The organism is Roseateles sp. GW821-FHT09G09 (assembly GCF_059415965.1).
In genome coordinates this window covers 93,189-111,767 of record NZ_JBWKOG010000011.1, presented here as the reverse complement: position 1 = coordinate 111,767, position 18,579 = coordinate 93,189, and the positions used below count along the sequence as shown (strand labels likewise).

Genomic DNA, 18,579 nt, shown 5'->3' with positions numbered 1-18,579 from the left:
ATGGGAACTCGCGCCTTCCTCCAATCGCTGCGTCGGCGGTGGTCCGTCGACGAATGGGCCGATGACGTCGACGATGCCGACGATCCGCAGCCTGGCACTCCGGCCAACGGGCCGCGCGCCTCGCCGCCCTGCCGCCACTGCGCGCGCGTGCGCTGGTTCGTCGGCGGCACGCTGCTCGCAGCGGCGCTGCTGGTGCTGCACGCGGGCGCGCAGGCGCCGGCGAGATTGCCTGCCTCCGCGCCGGCCGCGGCGCCTTCAGCGAAGGCGTCGGTGCCCCTCGAAGCCGCGGCAGCTTCAGCCGCCTCCGACGCGACGATCTACGTGGCGACGCCGCACCCGCTGCCTCCTCGCCCTGAACAGCCGATCGCGTCGAGCGCCCTGCCCGCGCCGACGCCGTCCGTCCCGCCGGCCTCGAGCGCCGCCTCGGCGGCTGGTCGCGATTCGATGTGGCTGGTCTACCAGACGATCCCGTTGCCGTCGGCTCGACTGAATCGTTCCTACAAGGCACGCGATCTGGTGCGCGGCGGCAAGCCGCCGTATCGCATCGCCATCGACGGCGAGCTGCCGCCGGGCATGTTCGTCGAGGAGGACGGCGCGCTGGCCGGCACGCCGACAAAGGTCGGCAACTTCCGCTTCCTGCTGACCGCGACCGACGCGTCGCGGACCCGGAACCTCGAGCAGGCCATGTACGAGATCCGCGTCATCGATCCCAAGCCCGTGGCGGCCACGCCGGCCGTGCCCGCATCGGCGCCGTCTCCCGCCAGGGCCCGCAAGCCGGACACGTTGAAGACGATCACCGAAGACCAGACCAGCTTCACCGTGCCGGACGATCCGCCGCCGCCGATGACCTACGTGCTCACGCAGGAAAAGCTCGAGGCGATCTTCAAGAACGCGGAGGCCTCGGCGGGCGAGTCGCTGATGACCGCGGCCGCCGCGGGCGAACCCGCGGCCGAAGGTGCGGCCGAGGGCACGGCGCCAGGCCCGAAGGCGCTCGCGGTGAAGCCGCCGGTAATGGGTCCGACGCTCGACCAGTTGCGCGAGATGCTGATGCCCTTGAAGGACGTGGAGCATCCGACGCGGGCGGTGTTCCAGGACTCGCTGCGGGCGCGTCAGTGCGTCTACTTCCTGCGGCACGTCAACGAGCTGGCCCTGGAGCAGAACAAGGCCGCGATCGAGCGCTGCCCGCGCATCGAGGACCTCGCCGAACGCGACCGCGCACCGCTCCAGGAACGGACGGCCGCGCCGACGCCGACGCCTTCAGCCAGCCCGGGCTCGGCGAAGCCGCCGCCGGGTAGCCTGCCGGTCAACACCTTCCTCGACATGCTGATGCCCGCGACGCTGCGCGAGGAGATCACCGACGCCGCCGGCGTCGAGCATCCCGTCTCGCAGGCCAAGGTGCTGAAGCTCGCGCCGGATGGCTGCGGCTGCAGCCTGCCCGACATCGAGAACGACGTCTTCGCCTTCCTCCCCTACTGGATGCACGGCGACGGCGACGCGCCGATCCCGGTGCGCTTCGACAAGTTCACGCGGCTGCAGTACATGGGCGCCATCCTGCGCAACAACGGCGAGTTCCTGCTGCCGACGGGGTACGAGAGCCCCGGCGGCGGCTTCGCGCGGCGCGTGGACCAGTACGGCGTCGGCCTCGACCTGGTGCTGTACCGGCGCGATTTCCACGTGCTGATGCGCCTGGAGGGCGAGGCCCGCGAGCGCATGTTCAAGGCCACCGAGGCCCAGGTCGGCGAGATGCTCGACCTGCGCCACTCCGATCTGCAGGGCGATCTGGAGACGCTGCTGCCGCCGGGCTGGCGCGAGGCGGCCTTCGTCTACGACGGCCTCACCGTCTTCTTCGAGGTCACCGACCGCGAGGCCGCGGCGCCGGAGTTCGAGCGCTTCTACCTCGACTACCTCCAGCGCCTGCTGACGGTGATGCAGAAGCGGCCGTCGCGCGCCTTCCACCTCAACCTGGTGATCCCGCAGCACCTGATGGGCGAGTCGGGCACGGCGTTCCGGTTCCGCAACCTGCTCACGATCATGAAGACGGCGGAGCGCCAGCGGGGCACGGGCGACGCGGGCGACCACAAGGAACGCGGCGCGGCGGCGGCCTCGTACAAGTCGACGCCGGACTACGCCGGCAAGACCGACATCACGGTGCGTTTCCTGACGCCGCTGGGGCTGGCGTCCGACGTGAACAAGATGCAGCTGCGCAACCGCACCGACTTCAACGACGAGCTCACCGGGCCCGACCGCATGGCGGTGCTGGGCAGCATGATGCCGGTGCTGGTGTATCCGGGTGGCAAGAAGGCGGACCTGCCACCGTCGGCGCTCGACGCGCTGGACCGCGACCTGGTCTACATCGGCTGGTCCTTCGGCGGGGTCGCGTTCTGGCCGGTGCCGGTGTCGGACGTGGGCGCCGGCCAGAGCGTGCTGGTGAAGCTCCACGACCGCTTCTGGTCCTTCCTGGACCAGGACACGCGCTTCTGCCAGATCGTGTGCCCGATGCGCATGCCGCTGCGGCTGGCGCTGGAGGCGCTGCTGGTGATCGTCGGCACCACCTTGCTGCTCTACGGCTGGAACTGCCGGGTGCGACGCATGGGCCGCGTGATCCTGATGGTGCTGTGGGCGGGGGCGCTGGTGACGCTGGCGGTGGCCAGCGCGATCTTCTCCTGCGATCCGTCGCTGAATCAGCTGAGGACGGGCAACACCCTGCTGGTGGTGATCATCGGGGTGCTGATCGTGGGCGGGCTGATCGTCACCTTCAAGCCCAGGGTGGAAGCGCCCTGATCCTCCATGACGCCCATTGAAGCCCCCGACCGCGCGGACGGGTCCGCGCCGACCGATCACGACAGGAGCGAGTGATGAAGGATTCGACCCACGACAGCGGCGCGTTCGACCATGCGCCGGCGGCCTCGCCGCTGCAGCGGCGCGAGCAGGAGGGCGGCGAGCTCTCCGCGATGCTGGACGGATCGCCGCGGCAACTGGCGCAGCGACGGCGCATCGATGCGGCCTTCGGGCCGGTCGCGCAGCGCGAGACCGGGCTGGAGGAGGAAGACCTGGGCACCGCGCAGGCGAAGGTCGCGCAACGGGCCACCGGCGAGCTCGACGAGGAGGAGCTCGGCACCGCGCAGGCCAAGGCCGCGCCGGTGCAGCGGCAGGAGAACCGCACGGGCATGCCGGACGGGTTGAAGTCCGGACTGGAATCGCTGTCCGGCTCCGACCTGTCGGACGTGCGCGTGCATCGGAACTCGTCGCAACCGGCGCAGCTGAATGCGCTCGCCTACGCGCAGGGGAACGACATCCACCTCGGACCGGGGCAGGAGCAGCACCTCCCGCATGAGGCCTGGCACGTGGTGCAGCAGCGCGAGGGGCGCGTGCAGCCGACGATGCAGATGCAGGGGGTGGACATCAACGACGACGTCGGGCTCGAGTCGGAAGCGGACCGGATGGGGGACAAGGCGCTGAGCATCGGGCGCGACGCGTAAGCTCAAGCGCGCGCCGCTGGCGAGAACACGCGCAGGCGGTGCCCATCGGGATCGGTCGCCGTGAAGGTGTAGCCGAAATCCATCGTCGTCGGCGTCTGCAGCATGGGCAGGCCGGAGGTCTTCCAGGCTTCGAAGCGCGCGTCGACGGCGGCCGCGTCCTGCACCGCGAAGGCCAGTTCGCTGCCGCCCGCCGGGGTGGCGGCAGGTTCGACGCCCGCCGAGGCCCACAGGCCCAGCATCACCCCGGAATCGAGCGCGAACATCGCGAACGTGGGCGAATTCTCGACGGGCGGCTTGTCGAGCAGACGTGTGTAGAACGCGCTGCTCTCGGCCGGGCTGGCGACGTACAGAAGGATGAAGTTGGGGTGGCTCATGACAGGCTCCTGGCTGGGTTGATGCAGCGGATGCTAGGAACCCGGTCTGTCAATTTCCGTCAGTGGCAGCGATGCCCTCGCGTTCGCGCCAGGCCTTCAGCAAGGCGGCCTTGCGCTGGGGATAGCGCTCCTCGATCAGGACGGGGGCGCTCACGCGGTCGGTGCGGAAGCTGCGGATCTCCTCGCGCAGCTCGCACCAGGCCACCAGCACCTGGACCCGTTCGAAGAAGCCCAGCGCGAAGGGCCAGACCGTGCGCTCGCTGTCCTTGCCCTTGAGGTCGCGGTAGCCGATGCGCAGCTTGTGCTCGAGGCGGATCGCCCGCCGCATCAGCGCCAGCACGTCGCGGTCGGCGCGCGGAGGATCCGACGGGCTCACCAGCAGCGTCGTGCTGTCCATGTCATGGCGCAGGGCCGGCGGCAGCACGGCCGCGATCTTCGCCAGCGCGTCGCGCGCCGCGGCGGACAGCCGCGCATCGTCGCGACTGGCCACCCAGCGCGAGCCGAGCACCAGCGCCTCGACCTCGTCGATGGAGAACATCAGCGGCGGCAGCACGAAACCCTCGCGCAGCACGTAGCCCAGGCCCGGCGCGCCGTCGATGCGCGCGCCCTGCGACTGCAGCGTCGCGATGTCGCGGTAGAGGGTGCGCAGGCTGATGTCCAAGGCGGTCGCCAAGGTCTCCCCGGTGACGGGCCGGCGATGGCGGCGCAAGGTCTGGATCAGGTCGAGCAGACGGGCGGAGCGGGACAAGACAATCCTTTAGAGGAAGGCGGGAGATCGGCGGGAGGATAGGTGCTTTCGCAGACGAGATCGTCCTGCCCCATCCTCCAGATCTGCACGGAAGTGGGCACCAGGAATGGGTCGTCGCGCCCGCCTCTGGCAACGCCTGCCCCCAGGCAAGTCCTGCCCCCATCGGGGCGAAGGGTTTCCCCGATCCTGCATGTGCGGGGCCCTCGCCTAGCATCGGCGCGGCCGGAATCGAACAGCGCGGCAGCGCGGCACCCCGGCGAAAAGACAACCAATGGTGTGAGTTCCAGCAGGGAGGAAGCTCAGGACATGCCGACCGGCCGCCGAATGCGCAGCCGGGTGCGTCAGCGCGTGTCTTGAAGGTCATCCACCCGACGGTGCTCGGGAGGGTCAGCCTTGAAGAACGACACGCACGATTCGGCTTCGGCCATCTTTGGCCGTCTGGTCGCCAGCAGCTCGCGATGGACTGCGCGCGTCGGCCTGATCGCTTTGTCGGCCGTCGCGCTGGGTGCGCAAGCCCAGTCGGGCGCGACGATGGCAGAGGCCATGGCCCACTTCAAGGCCACGCGCGGCAAACCCGCCAAGGTCGCGAAGGCAAGTCCCGGCACTGCACGCACCATGACCGATCCGGGCGGCGGTGAACCGACCGCCGTCGATCCCGCCGATTACTTCCAGAACGGCAAGCTGATCCGCGCGCCCAAGGCGCTGACCGCCCTCGGCAACGATCTCTTCGGCGACCGGGTCAACCTGTATCGCGGCACGTTGGAGTTCGTACAGACGGACGTGAGCCTCGAAGGCAACAGCGCCCTGCCGGTCGCGGTCACACGCAAGCTGACGACGGGCAGCCGCGGCAACCTGGGTCAGGGACTGTTCAGCGAATGGGAGCTCGACATCCCGCGCATGAGCGGGATCTTCAACAAGAACGTCGGCTGGGTGCGCCAGACCGCACCGGGATCGACGACCAATCAGCGCTGTTCCAACTTCGGCGCGCCGCCGGACACGGCCAAGACGGCCAACGGCGTGTATTACCGCGCACGCGAGTACTGGCAAGGCAACTTCCTCAATGTTCCTGGCGGCGGGCAGCAGGAAGTGCTGCTGCGCGATCCCGCGGTCAACACCAACGTCCCTGACGACGGTGCGCCGACACCGTTGGTCACGACGGGGCTCTGGTCGATCCGTTGCCTCGCATCGCTGGCCAGCACCACGGCGTCGACGCCCACGCAGGATCAGGGCGAAGGCTTCCTGGCGATCTCGCCGGACGGCACCCGCTATCGCTTCGACTGGCTGGTCACTCGCGATCAGACCCCGCTGACCAAGGTGTCCAACGCCGCGGGCGCGCACTTGAGCATTGCGCGTCAGGAAGTGCAGATCTTCCCGACGCTGATCACCGACCGCTTCGGAAACACCGTCAGCTACACCTACGACACGACCGACAAGGCGAAGGTGCTCAGCATCCAGAGCAGCGACGGGCGTTCACTCTCGTTCACGTACGAAGCAGGCTCCCATCGCATCAAGACCGTGACCGACGGAACGCGCACCTGGACCTACAACTACGCGCCAGTTGTCATTCCCAATCCGGCGTATGTCTGGACCAGCCTGATGAGCGTCGTCCAGCCGGACGGATCCGCCTGGGACTTCTCGGGGATGCACTTGCCCTTCGGAATCCAGCTGAGTTTCAACGGCATCGTGGACATCGAGATCGAGGCGCCGGAGCAGCAGGAGAACGTGGCGGGCGAATGCGATGCCGGCGCGATCAATGGATTGACGAACCCGGGCGCGTATGGCGAGATGGTCCATCCCTCGGGTGCCAAGGGTCGGTTCTGGCTGACGCCGACGGAGCATGGCCGCAACGGGGTGCCGGACAACTGCATCGGCGACGGCATACCGAACTCGGTCGGCAAGGCGCTGAAGTCGCGCATGAGCACGGTCTTCGCGTTGACGAAGAAGGAGATCTGGGGACCGGGTCTGCCGACGATGACGTGGCTGTACAGCTATGACACGTTCTATCCCGGATGGTTGTCCTGCGCGGTCTGCACCGGCTATCCGGCCACCGTGCTGGTCACCGATCCGGAAGGAGACGTCACGCGCCACACCTTCGGCAACACGTTCCAGGTCAATGAGGGCCAGCCGTTGAAAGTCGAGTCCGGCTGGAACGGCAGTTCCGCGCTGCGGACGGTCGAGACGCGCTACAGCAATGCGTTCCCGAATCCCGTGGGCGTCAGCGAGCAGGACGCCGGCGACGGCGGCACAACCACGCGGCATGTGCCCGTGGACCGGCGCGTCACGACGCAGCAAGGCACGACCTTCACCTACCTCGTCAACAGCTTCGACGGCAAGGCGCGACCGACCAGCGTGACGCGCTCCAGCAGCCTGGGCTACAGCCGCACCGAGATCTCGACCTACAGCGACCAACTGACGAAGTGGGTGCTGAGCCAGCTCGCGACCGTCACGACGGACGGAAAGATCTCGGTCAGCAATGTCTACGACCCAGCGTCCGCGACCCTGACCAGCACGTCGAAGTTCGGCCAGCTTCAACACAGCTACACCTACCGCGCTGATGGCACATTGCAGACTCGCAAGGACGGTCGAAACTACACGACGACCTTCGGGACGTTCAAACGGGGCATTCCGCAACGCGTTGATCTGCCCACAGGGGCCAGCCACAGTGCGGTGGTCAATGACATTGGTCGAATTACCAGCGTCACCGACGAAATGGGCATCGCGACGTCGTACGGCTACGACGCGATCGGCCGCCTGACGAGCATCACGCCGCCCGCGGGCTGGACCCCGACGACGATCTCGTACGTTCAGCCGGCGCAGGGCGAGTTCGGTCTGGACATCGGACATTGGCGCGTCATCGAGACGACCGGCAACTCGACCACCGCGACCTACCTCGACGCGCTCTGGCGGCCGGTGTTCACTCGTGTCTACGACGAGGGCGCGCCCGGCACCACGCTGCGGGACAGCGTCAAGCGCTACGACTCGGACAGCAAGATCACGTACGAGAGCTATCCGAAGCGCTTCATCAGCGCATTCACCGATACGCCGCCCGGAAAGAGGACCTTCTACGACGCGCTTGGCCGTCCCTTCCGCACGGAGGCAGACAGCGAACTCGGCGTGCTGAACTCCTCCACGGAATACCTCTCCGGCTTCCAGATGCGCAACACCAATGCGCGCGGGAAGCAGAGCACGCAGGGCTTCTGGGTCCTCGACAACCCGGACCAGGCGCAACTTGCCAGCATCTCCGTGCCCGCGGGTGCTGGTTTGCCAGCCGGCATGGTCGTGTCGATATCGCGCGACGTCTTCGGCAAACCGACGAGCATCACGCGCTCGGGCAACGGTCAGTCGGTCACCCGCGGGTACGTGTACGACGTGCGCGAGCGGCTGTGCCGGACGAACGAGCCGGAGGTCGGATCGACCGTCCTGGACTACGACGACGCGGGCAACGTGGCTTGGCGCGCGCCCGGCATGGATCTCCCCGATGCGTCCTGCGGCTGGGGCTACGTTCCTGGCGCGAAGAAGATCTGGCACTCCTACGACGAACTCAACCGGCTGAAGGACACGACCTATGGCGACGGCAGCACCAACATCGCACGCACGTACTGGGCCGACGGCAAGCTCAAGACGATCAACACGAGCGACGGCACGGCCTGGTCCTACGACTACAACACGCTGCGCTTGCCGACAACGGAGACGCTGACCTACGGCGGCAAGACGGCGACCGCGACCTGGAGCTACAACGCGAACGGTCATTTGTCAGGCGTGACCTATCCGGCAGGCGGCCCTTCCGTTTCATACAACCCCAATGCGCTGGGCGAAGCCACCCAGGTCGGCGGGTATGCCAGCGGCGTCAGCTATCACCCCAACGGCGCGGTGGCGGGCTACACGCTGGCCAACGGCATCGTGCACACGCAGACGCAGAACATCCGCGGCTTGCCCGAGCGCAACCAGGACGTCGGTGTGACCAACGACCTGTACGCCTATGACGAGAACGGCAACGTCTCGGCGATCGCCGACCAGCAGGAGAACGTGACTACGCGGGCGATGACGTACGACGATCTCGATCGTCTGTGGACCGCGACGGCGCCCAATGTGTGGGGCACGGCGACCTACACGTATGACGCGCTCGACAACATCCGCACCGCAGTCGTCGGCAGCCGCTCGAGCACGATGAGCTACGACGCGCGCAACCGGCTCGACAGCGTGATGACAAACGGCGCGCTGACAAACTATGCCTACGACCCCCAGGGCAATATCACCACCAAAGGTGGCCAGAACTATTGGTTCGACATCGGCAACCGCATGTGGAAGTCGAGCCTGGGCGGCACCTACGTCTACGACGGCCACGGGCGCCGCGTGTTCATCACCTCGACGGATGGCACGAAGCGCATGCAGATGTACACACAGGCTGGCCAGATGCTGTGGGGCGATCGGACGCAGACCGCGCCTGACGTGCCGGCCACGGTCACCGGCTATACCTGCAGCGCAGGAACAGTGTCGGGCTCGCTGTGTATCAGTACCAGCGTCTACAACGCGACAGTCACGGGCTACCAATGCAACCCGGGCGACTCGCTGAGCGGCACGACGTGTACGCACACGACGACCTCGACCTACGGCGCCTCGATCGGCTCGTACGTCTGCAATTCGGGCGACAGCCTGAGCGGCTCGACGTGCAGCCATTCGACCGTCAACACCTATGGCGCGACACCGGTCTATGCCTGCAACGCAGGCGATTCGCTGAGCGGCGCGACGTGCTCGCATACCTCCTCCTCCGCGGCGACGCCGGTCTATACCTGTCCGTCAGGTTGGTCGCTCAGCGGAACGACCTGCACGACGTCCACCTCCACGGGGGCATCAGAGAATCCGAACTGCAATGGCATGGGAGCGCCGGCTATCTTTACCGGCTTCTACGCCTGTCGAGGCGATGCTGCGGCCGAGCAGTTTGGCGATGAGGATCCTGCCGACATATGCATGCAGAACTATGGCGGGTTCGGACTTCAATACGAGACCTACCAACGCAAGACCAACAAGCTGGTTTCCTGTGTGTTCCGGGCGCTCGTCACCTACTCCTGCCCTGGGGGCACAACGCTCAACGGCACGCAGTGCACGGGCTCGACCAGCCAGGCCGCAACGATCGGCAGCTATACCTGCCCTGCGGGCTCGCTGTCAGGGTCGAGCTGCCTCACGACGAGCACCTATGGCGCTTGGGTGTCGAGCTACTTCTGCAATGCGGGCGATGGCCTGAGCGGCAGCACTTGCTCGCACACGACGACCAGCACCTATGGTGCGACGCCGATCTACGTGTGCAATCCCGGCGACTCACTGAGCGGGCAGACCTGCACGAGCGTGAGCGGATCGACGTATGCGGCGTCGCCTTCAGGATATGCCTGCAACGGCGGCGACGCGCTCAGCGGCGCGACCTGCACACACACGACTCAGTCAGCGGCCACGCCGGTCTATGGGTGCAGCGGCGGCACGTTGTCAGGCACGACCTGCGTGGGCGGAACGACGACGTCGACGACGGACTACATCTACCTCGGCAAGAAGCAGATCGCCGAGACGACCAATGGCGTCACCCAATTCGCCCACACCGACGCACTGGGTAGCCCGATCGCGCATACGACGAACCAGTCGCAGTGGTCGATGCTCAACCGCACGCGCTACGAGCCTTATGGCTTCACGGCTCAAGGCACCAAGCCGAGCCCCGCTACCAGCGTCATCGGCTTCACCGGCCACGTGAACGACGCGGATACGGATCTCGTGTACATGCAGCAGCGGTATTACGATCCGATTGCGGGGAGGTTCCTCTCGGTTGATCCCGTCGTCACCGACGCAAACACGGGCAAGGGCTTCGGGTTATACACCTACGTCGAGAACAACCCTTACTCCAAGATTGATCCGGATGGAAGGCGAGACATTTACATCGGGGGAGCAGCTGATAAAGACAACACAAGAATTGTCCAAGATTACGCCGCAGGTCAGCAGAAGCTCAATCCGGGCCGTGATGTCCAATACTTCAGCTACTCGGAGAAAAAGGAGATTACTGCGGCAATCAATGCCCCGCTCAAAGAGGGGGAGCCATTAAATGTAATTGGCCATAGCCTTGGCGGGAGAGAGGCGGTAAATCAAGCCAATAGTACTGGAGCCCAGGTAACCAACTTGGTAACTATTGACCCGGTAGGCAGTGCAGGTAATGGCAATAAGCCAGCCAACGTTGGAACATGGGCAGATGTGACCGCTGCTCCATCGAACCGCAATTCTTCAGACACAGTTGCCAGCGTGGGTAGGACGTTTCTCGGCACGACAGCTACATCGGGTGCCGACTCTTCACAAAAGGTGACCACGAGTCATGGCAATTTCTCGACAATGATGTCGAAAAGTGGTTCTCAACAGAAGATTGACGACTCCTATAAGAAGCCGAAGGACGCCCAATGACTAATATGAGCCAACTGGTCAAGCATTCGCTGGTCGGGATAGCAATAGTTTTACTCGCTGGTTGTGTGATCCGGCCAAATCTGGTCAGTGTGCACGTTAAGAAAGGTGCGGACAAAACGGAAATTGTCGAAGTCGTCTTGCCAGCGAGTGACGCGAAAAGAATCAAGGATCGCGAAATCTACTTTTCTATTGTGGTTGTCGATTGCAAGGACCACGAGAATCGCTTCCCCATTGAGCCATACATCGCCGGAAGTCTTGCTTCAAAATTCGACTTCCCCGTTGCAGGCGAATTTGTTACTACTCAAGGGGCGATGCCCGAGCACATCCTTGCCGGTTTCCAGACGCCATGTGTCGCCTTGCAGGGCGGTAGTTATATCTTTGGCAAGCTGGACTCAACGCCAGTTCCGCTGGTTCGGCTTGAGAAGTAGGTAAAAGACTCGTATCACAATATCGCTGCTCTACATGCAGCAGCGGTATTACGATCCGATGGCTGGTAGATTCGTCAGCATCGATCCAATGGCCATCGACGCCAACTCTGGAGAGGACTTCAGTCGTTACGCGTACGTAAACAACAGTCCCTACACATTCGTGGATCCGGACGGCGAGGAACCAAAAGGATTTCAGGATGACCGCCCGCCGTCGCCGTCGCCATTCCCGACGCCGGCGCCTCTTCCACTGCCTTTGCCGGTTCCGATTCCAGTTCCGATTCCGGTCCCAATGCCCATACCGGTCCCAGTGCCGGCTCCACTGCCCCTTCAGAGGTGATAGGGCGACGTCTCAGCCTCGATATCGATTACTCGCTGGGGCTGAGGCCATTGGCGCTGTTTTTCAGGACCCTGTCGTCGAGCTCCATGCTTGTTGCGCAGAGTGCGGTCGTCGTATTGGAATCCCGGAGAGCCCAATCTCAGAAGGAAGAAAAGGAGGAACCTGCAAGTGGACACACGAAGAACGCTCACAAGAGCACAAAAGACAAGCACCGAAAAGGAGATGAGCGTCGTCTGCGCGATAAGGGTGGAGAAAAGAAAGATGACAGGATTAAGGACTGATGTCGCAAATTCCGAAAATCGTGCAGGTCCAGCGAAGAGCGCCGCTCGACAGCGTAATCGGCATGCTCGTCTGGGAAGGTCAAGACGTGGTTATCGTGTCCGAGATCTCCGACTCACTCGACCCTGACGGCTTTTGCTTTCTACCCAAAGCGGACATCCTTCAAATCGAAGACGACTTCGAACACCGCGATTTCTACGTGGCGGCAGCGTCTATCTGGGGAAATGCCGACCTAGATATGGCGGCACTCGACGGTCAAGGAACCTATGCCGCATTGATGCAGTCAATGTCGCGGAACCAATCCCTAGTCGCTCTTCATCTGGAAATTGCGGATCCCGAAATCGCGTACGTGGGGAGGGTGCGCCGCGTGTTGTCAGACAGGATTGGGTTCACCAATCTATCCCAGTATGGCAATTGGGTATTAAAAACCCAGACTATCAAGATTCAGCAGATCACGAAAATTGAATTGGCGACGCGTTACCTACGGTCCTTGAATGGGGTGATCGCTGCGCGTGGACCCGTTGATTCCGCAGACGCGGAGTAGCAGCGTCATGCTGCGCATGCCGGCTCCGGCGAACAGGAACCGAAAGCAAAGCGATGAGAGTCCACACGCAACTCGCGCTTTCATCCTCCCGTACCTGATGTACATGGATTCAAAGAGGCTGAAAGCATGAGCAAGTTCTCGCCGGCGTGACCGCGCCGTGGTCAGCCCAGTCGTCACCATCCCATCGCCGCCGCTGCCAGCAACCCGACCTTGACCAGCACGCCCGCGCCGATCACCCACTTCGCCCACTTGCTGCTCAGCAAGACCTGCCACCGCGCGTTCATGCCTGGCTCCGATCGAAGATCTGATCCATCCATCCGACGCACTCCTGGCACAGGCGCAGCCGGTTGTTCACTTGCACGTGACCGTCGGCGCCTGACGCCGCATCGAGCAGCACGAACGACTTCCTCGTCGAGCGGATCTGCTCGTGCCACGCCTGCGCCTGCCGCGCGAAGACCTGCGAATCGCCAGCGCCAAGGATCGACAGAAAGGGCAGCGTCACCCGCGTCGGATCGACCACCATGCTCGCGGTCTTCGGCACGAATTCCTCCGGCGTCTTCGCCCCTGCCTTCCACAGCGACACCAGGCGCGAGCGCGTCGCCGCCGGCGTCGGCGCGGCTTTGGAATTGGCCTCCACCGCCGTCTGCGCGGACAGCGCGAAGAGCTCCGCCGGACTCGGGAATGGCGTGCTTGCGATCACCGTCGCGAAGTGTTCAGACAGCCCGGGCGCTCCCGCAGCGCGCGCCACGAAGTAGCCGCCGAGGCTCAGACCGATCAGCGCCATCCGACCCGACTTCGCGCCAAAGCGCTCGACGAGCAGGTCAGTCACGGCCGCGATGGGCTTCTCCGCCTCGGCCTCCCAGTAGAGCCCGTCCTTCATCGTGATGCCCTGCCCCGGCAGATCGGCCATCGCGACTGAGTAGCCACGCATCAGCAGGTTGCGACCCAGCGAAAGGTACAGGTCCTCGAAACAGGTGTCGGCGCCGCCGATCACCAGCACCACGGGGGCGTCCGCGTCCTCGTTCTGCAGGAAGACCCGGCAGCGCCTTGCCTGCATAGGGCACCTGGAAGAACGTGGCCGGCAGGCGCTGCTCGTCGACCGCCTGCGCGAAGGCCTGCTTGTGGCGCGCGACCATGCGGGCGAATTCCTCGCCCGGCGCGGCGAACTGCCACGCGGAGCGGTAGGCCGCGAACGCCTTCATGCGCGCCTCGCCGGCCTCGCGGTGCCAGGTCTTGCGCGACACACCGCAGGCAGGCCTCCAGGCGATGTCGACGGCCGACGCCAACGCGCTGACGCCTCATCGGACGTCCCAGCCCCCTCGTCCGGCCCCCCGCCTTCCCCTCACCGTGGTATCGCTACCACGCCTGGCACTCGCTGACTCGTTTTTGTCATTTCATTTAATGCGAATCACTCTCAACAGCGTTAGAGTGCCGGCCAAAGTCACCTCCACCTTTTCCGGACTACTCGATGAAGCAGCAATTCCTGTTGACCGCGTGCGCCCTGGCGGCGTCCCTGGCGATCGGCGATCTGGCTCACGCCCAGGACGCCACCCTCGGCAAGATCGTCGTGACCGGCAAGCGCGCGAACCGCGTCTCCAAGGGCGCGACCGGCCTGCCGATGGACGTGAAGGACACGCCGCAGACGATCAGCTCGATCGACCAGGAAGACATGGCCGACTTCGGCCTGACCGGCAGCAACGAGGCGCTGGGGCTGGCCACCGGCATCAACGTCGAGCAGTACGAGACCAACCGCGCCACCTTCAACGCCCGCGGCTTCGAGATCCAGCTGACGCAGGTCGACGGCCTGGGGATGACGAACTCCTGGGGAACCGTCGTCGGCCGCGAGGACACCTTCCTGTTCGAGCGCATCGAGCTGATCCGCGGCGCCAACGGCCTGCTGACCGGCGTGGGCAATTCGTCGGGCACGATCAACTACATCCGCAAGCGCCCCAAGAACGAGGACAGCGGCACCGTCGGCGTGATGCTGGGCTCCGACGGCCTCAAGCGCGCGACGCTGGACTACAACAAGGTCCTGACCGACGACGGCGCATGGGCCGGCCGCTTCGTCGTGGCGCATGAGGACAAGGACTCCTACCTGCGCGACCTCAAGGACAAGCGCACCTCGGTCTACGGCGTCGTGGACGGCCAGATCGGCACGAACGGCGTGCTGACCGTCGGCATCACCGCGGTGGACGCCAAGCAGGACTCGCCGATGTGGGGCTCGCTGACGCTGCTGCGCTCGGACGGCTCGCAGGCGGACTTCCCGGTGGGCTCGTCGACCTCGCAGAAGTGGACCTACTGGAACACCAAATCCTACAACGCCTTCGCCGAATACACCCACCAGCTGGGCAAGGACTGGGAAGCCAAGGTCACCTACAACTACCGCCACGGCAACGAGGCGACGCGCCTGCTCTACGCCTACTCCAACACCGGCGTGCTCAATCCCGACGACACCGGCCTGGTGGGCTGGCCCTACCGCAGCCTGGGCAGCTCCGACAACAACGTCCTGGACGCCAACCTGAACGGCAAGTTCGAGCTGTTCGGCCAGACCCACACGCTGCTGGTGGGCGCGAGCCAGTCGCGCCAGAAGACGGCGACCGACAGCTACGACGTGCTGAACCACATGCTGGATCCGCTGCCGGCCTTCCCCTACGGCGACGGCGTCTACACGCAGCCGGACTGGGGCCCGCGCCAGCCGAGCACGCGCGGCGAGCAGACCCTGACCCGCCTGTACGCGGCCACGCGCCTGGGCCTGACGGACAAGCTGCATGCGGTGCTGGGCGTCAACGCGGTCCGCCTGGAACGCAGCGGCGCGTCGATCTACGGCAACGCGGCCACCAACACGCTCTATCCGGACACGAAGAAGACCAGCCCCTACGTCGGCCTGACCTACGACATCACGCCGGACATGACGGGCTACGTGTCCTACTCGGACATCTTCCAGAACCAGGACCAGACCGACATCAAGGGCGAGTACCTCGCGCCGATGAAGGGCGTGAACGCCGAGCTCGGCGTGAAGGCCGAATGGCTGGACAAGGCGCTGCTGACCACGGCCGCGGTGTTCTCCGCCAAGCAGGAGAACCTGGCCACCTACGCCGGCACGATCACCGACCCGGGTCCGCTGAACGGGCAGAGCTGGTATGTCGGCCAGGATGTGAAGTCCAAGGGCTTCGAGCTGGAGGCCACCGGCCGCATCGGCAAGGACACCAAGGTCACCGTGGGCTACACGCGCCTGATCCTGACGGGGCCGGACGGCAAGGACACCTACGAATGGGTGCCGCGCGACACCTTCAACCTCCGTGTCGCCACCCGCATCGCGGCGCTGCCGGCGCTGCGCGTCGGCCTCGGCGGCCGCTGGCAGTCGGAGGTCAGCAAGATCGGCAGCGCCAAGCAAGGCGCGTACGTGAAGGTGAACGCCTTCGCGTCCTACGAGCTGTCCAAGGCCGCGACCCTGCGCGCCAACGTCAACAACCTGTTCGACAAGAAGTACGTCGGCGGCCTGGCCTACGGCGCCATCTACGGCGCGCCGCGCAACTTCGGCGTGTCGCTGGATTACCAGCTCTGATCGGCCCCTCAAGCTCCCGCAAGTGCAAGACCCGGGCAGACGCCCGGGTCTTTTTTTGTCTGCCGCGCAGCCCGGCGCGTTGCCCGACTCAGGGCTGCGGCAGACCGCAGGCACCCATGAATCGTTCGAGTTCCTCGGCATTCGCCGCCCCGACGATCGCGGCGATGTAGCCGTCCGGCCGCACCAGGATCCAGTCGCCCGCCTGCGGCGCGTAGGCCTCGCGGAAGTCGCCGTGCTCGTCCAGGTAGTCCCCGCCATCGCCCGCGTCGCCGATCGCGTGGAGGCGGAGCCCGGCCCGCGCGACGACTTCGCCGCGCGCGTTCAACGAGGCCCGCGAAACGCCCCAAGCCAGCAGCGTCCAGTGCGGTCCCTCGAACAGCTCGAACAGCCGCGTCCCCTGCCCCGCCGCGCCGCGCAGGCGCGCATCGGGCGCGCGGTCGCCGGCCAGCGGGCCGCGCTCACGCACCGGCGCCTCCAGCGCGAGCGAGGACTCCGGATACCCGATGTCGAGCTGGTGCACCTCGCGCCCGCGACGGTTGTCGCCGCGCTTGGCCGCGTCGAGCAGCCGGGTCGACAGCTTCAGCATGCCGGCGGCCACCGGCCGGCGTTCTTCCTCGTAGGTGTCCAGCAGCGCATCCGGCGCGCCGCGCAGCACGGCGCCCAGCTTCCAGCCCAGGTTGTAGGCGTCCTGCACGCTGGTGTTGAGGCCCTGCCCGCCGGTCGGCGGATGGATGTGCGCCGCGTCGCCGACGAGGAACACCCGCCCGACCCGATAACGCTCCGCCAGGCGGGCGTTCATGGTGTACGCGGACGCCCAGGACGCCGCCTCGATGCGGATGTCCTCGCGACCCGCGCGGTCCCTCACCATCGCGTTGAGACCGTCGACGCCGAGGTCGATCTCGCCTTCCAGCGGCACCGGCGCCTGCAGCTGGAACAGCGCCGTCCCCGCCAGCGGGCAGAGCGCGAGCTGCCGTTCCATCGAGCCGTCGTTGAACTGATGCCACGCGTCGCGCGGCAGCCCGGTCAAGCGCACGTCCGCCACCACCGCCCGAACGCCCAGCGTCTTGCCGGGAAAGTCGATGTCCAGCTGCTTGCGCACGTCGCTGCGCCCGCCGTCCGCGCCGACGAGGTACTGCGCGCGGACCCGCTCCTGGTGGCTGGATCCCTCGCCCGGGGTCGCCCCGGTCTGGACGGCCACGCGCGCGGTGACGCCCGACTCGTCCTGCTCGAAGTCCACCAGCGCGCAGCCATGGCGCGGCGCATGGCCGAGCTCCGCCAGCCGCTCGCGCATCGCGGCCTCGGTCAAGAACTGCGGCACCATGAGCGCCATCTGGTGCGGTTCCGCCGGGGTTGGCGGCGAGGTCTGGACCGCGTCCTTGTCGATGAAGCTGCCGTCCGCCGCATGGTGGCGCTGCGGCGGATACGGCCCGCCGGCCGCCACCAGCCGTTCCAGCAGGCCGAGGTCTTCCAGCACTTCCTGCGTGCGCGGCTGGATGCCTTTCCCGCGCGAGCCGTGGAAAGGCTGGGACGCCTGCTCGATCAGTTGAAAATCGACACCCCGACGCGCGAGGTCGATGGCGAGCGTCAAGCCCGCCGCGCCGGCGCCGACGATGAGGACCTGGGTCGTTCCCGGCAGAGGGCCGGGAGCGGCGCCAGGAACGGCGGCGTGGGGAAAGGAATCGTTCATGCGGCTCCAATTGGGTGTATTTTGCACATAACAGGAGGGATGGTATGCCGGCTCGAAAAAATGTGCAAGATGCACATATGTCGACCCAATTGAAGGCCTTGCATGGCGCGCTGATCCGCATCGCGAGCGTGATGAACCGCCCGCGCAACGACGAGCGCCTGATCGAGGAAGCGGGCGTGCCGCTGGACCGGGCGCTGTTCCCGCTGCTCGTGGGCATCGAGCGCCTCGGGCCGATCGGGGTGGTCGACCTGGCCGAGCGCGTGGGTCGCGACTACACGACGGTGAGCCGCCAGGTGGCGAAGCTGGAAAGCCTGAACCTGGTCAGCCGCCAGAAGAGCGCGCAGGACAGCCGCGTGCGCGAGGCCGTCGTCACCGCCGAGGGTCAGGCGATGACGGATCGGATCGACGCTGCGCGCCAGCGCATGGGCCGGGAGATCTTCGGCGAGTGGAGCAAGGAAGAGCTCGACGACCTCGTGCGTCTGATGACGAAGTTCGTCGACGCGCTGGAAGGCGCGACCGAGTCGCGCTGAAACCCGGAAGGCACGACGCCCGCAGGTCTTGCGTCCTGCGGGCGTCTGTCGGCGATCGTTGACTGCCGAGGCCGCTGGCCCTCACCCCCGCCCTCTCCCGCAAGCGGGAGAGGGAGAAAGAGGAGCAGGCGTCGCGAGTGGAGCTACTCGGACCCCCTCTCCCGCTTGCGGGAGAG

The 18,579-nt window shown here is 65.9% G+C and carries 12 protein-coding genes; 8 read left to right on the top strand and 4 right to left on the bottom strand.

The features are described 5' to 3' along the window. Both AC07O8_RS24635 and AC07O8_RS24630 read left to right on the top strand, forming a co-directional pair. Nucleotides 1–2,781, top strand: a complete 2,781-nt coding sequence (locus AC07O8_RS24635) for a putative Ig domain-containing protein (RefSeq protein WP_495050563.1) — start codon at nucleotides 1–3, stop codon at nucleotides 2,779–2,781. Nucleotides 2,782–2,855: 74 nt separating this feature from the next. Continuing rightward, complete coding sequence (locus tag AC07O8_RS24630) at nucleotides 2,856–3,479, top strand: eCIS core domain-containing protein (RefSeq protein WP_495050562.1); 624 nt, start codon at nucleotides 2,856–2,858, stop codon at nucleotides 3,477–3,479. Nucleotides 3,480–3,481: 2 nt separating this feature from the next. On the opposite strand, the gene AC07O8_RS24625 is transcribed toward AC07O8_RS24630, so the two are convergent. After that, nucleotides 3,482–3,853 carry a VOC family protein gene (locus AC07O8_RS24625; protein ID WP_495050561.1) on the bottom strand — a complete coding sequence of 124 codons (372 nt, stop codon included), beginning with the start codon at nucleotides 3,851–3,853 and terminating at the stop codon, nucleotides 3,482–3,484. A 49-nt stretch (nucleotides 3,854–3,902) separates the two neighbouring features. Continuing rightward, on the bottom strand, nucleotides 3,903–4,601 hold the full coding sequence (locus tag AC07O8_RS24620; RefSeq protein ID WP_495050560.1) for a helix-turn-helix transcriptional regulator: 699 nt from the start codon (nucleotides 4,599–4,601) through the stop codon (nucleotides 3,903–3,905). Between the two features lie 393 nt (nucleotides 4,602–4,994). Here AC07O8_RS24620 and AC07O8_RS24615 point away from each other — a divergent pair, with 393 nt between their 5' ends. The 4 genes from AC07O8_RS24615 (at nucleotide 4,995) to AC07O8_RS24600 (ending at nucleotide 12,621) form a co-directional block, all read left to right on the top strand. Then, nucleotides 4,995–11,033, top strand: coding sequence for an RHS repeat-associated core domain-containing protein (locus AC07O8_RS24615; protein ID WP_495050559.1), 6,039 nt, complete (start codon nucleotides 4,995–4,997; stop codon nucleotides 11,031–11,033). Between the two features lie 5 nt (nucleotides 11,034–11,038). Next, complete coding sequence (locus tag AC07O8_RS24610; RefSeq protein ID WP_495050558.1) at nucleotides 11,039–11,461, top strand: hypothetical protein; 423 nt, start codon at nucleotides 11,039–11,041, stop codon at nucleotides 11,459–11,461. Between the two features lie 34 nt (nucleotides 11,462–11,495). Then, nucleotides 11,496–11,798, top strand: coding sequence for an RHS repeat-associated core domain-containing protein (locus AC07O8_RS24605; RefSeq protein ID WP_495050557.1), 303 nt, complete (start codon nucleotides 11,496–11,498; stop codon nucleotides 11,796–11,798). A gap of 280 nt (nucleotides 11,799–12,078) precedes the next feature. Beyond that, complete coding sequence (locus AC07O8_RS24600; RefSeq protein WP_495050556.1) at nucleotides 12,079–12,621, top strand: hypothetical protein; 543 nt, start codon at nucleotides 12,079–12,081, stop codon at nucleotides 12,619–12,621. 280 nt (nucleotides 12,622–12,901) lie between these two features. Here AC07O8_RS24600 and AC07O8_RS24595 read toward each other — a convergent pair whose 3' ends face one another. After that, on the bottom strand, nucleotides 12,902–13,678 hold the full coding sequence (locus tag AC07O8_RS24595; protein WP_495050555.1) for an alpha/beta hydrolase family protein: 777 nt from the start codon (nucleotides 13,676–13,678) through the stop codon (nucleotides 12,902–12,904). A gap of 411 nt (nucleotides 13,679–14,089) precedes the next feature. On the opposite strand from AC07O8_RS24595, the gene AC07O8_RS24590 reads away from it, so the two are divergent. Then, complete coding sequence (locus tag AC07O8_RS24590) at nucleotides 14,090–16,186, top strand: TonB-dependent siderophore receptor (protein ID WP_495050554.1); 2,097 nt, start codon at nucleotides 14,090–14,092, stop codon at nucleotides 16,184–16,186. Between the two features lie 88 nt (nucleotides 16,187–16,274). Here AC07O8_RS24590 and AC07O8_RS24585 read toward each other — a convergent pair whose 3' ends face one another. After that, nucleotides 16,275–17,873 (bottom strand): FAD-dependent oxidoreductase, encoded by a 1,599-nt coding sequence (locus AC07O8_RS24585; protein WP_495050553.1) that lies wholly within the window; start codon nucleotides 17,871–17,873, stop codon nucleotides 16,275–16,277. A 77-nt stretch (nucleotides 17,874–17,950) separates the two neighbouring features. On the opposite strand from AC07O8_RS24585, the gene AC07O8_RS24580 reads away from it, so the two are divergent. Continuing rightward, a complete protein-coding gene (locus tag AC07O8_RS24580; protein ID WP_495050552.1) occupies nucleotides 17,951–18,403 on the top strand; it encodes a MarR family winged helix-turn-helix transcriptional regulator in 453 nt (150 codons plus the stop codon). The last annotated feature ends 176 nt before the right edge of the window (nucleotides 18,404–18,579 follow it).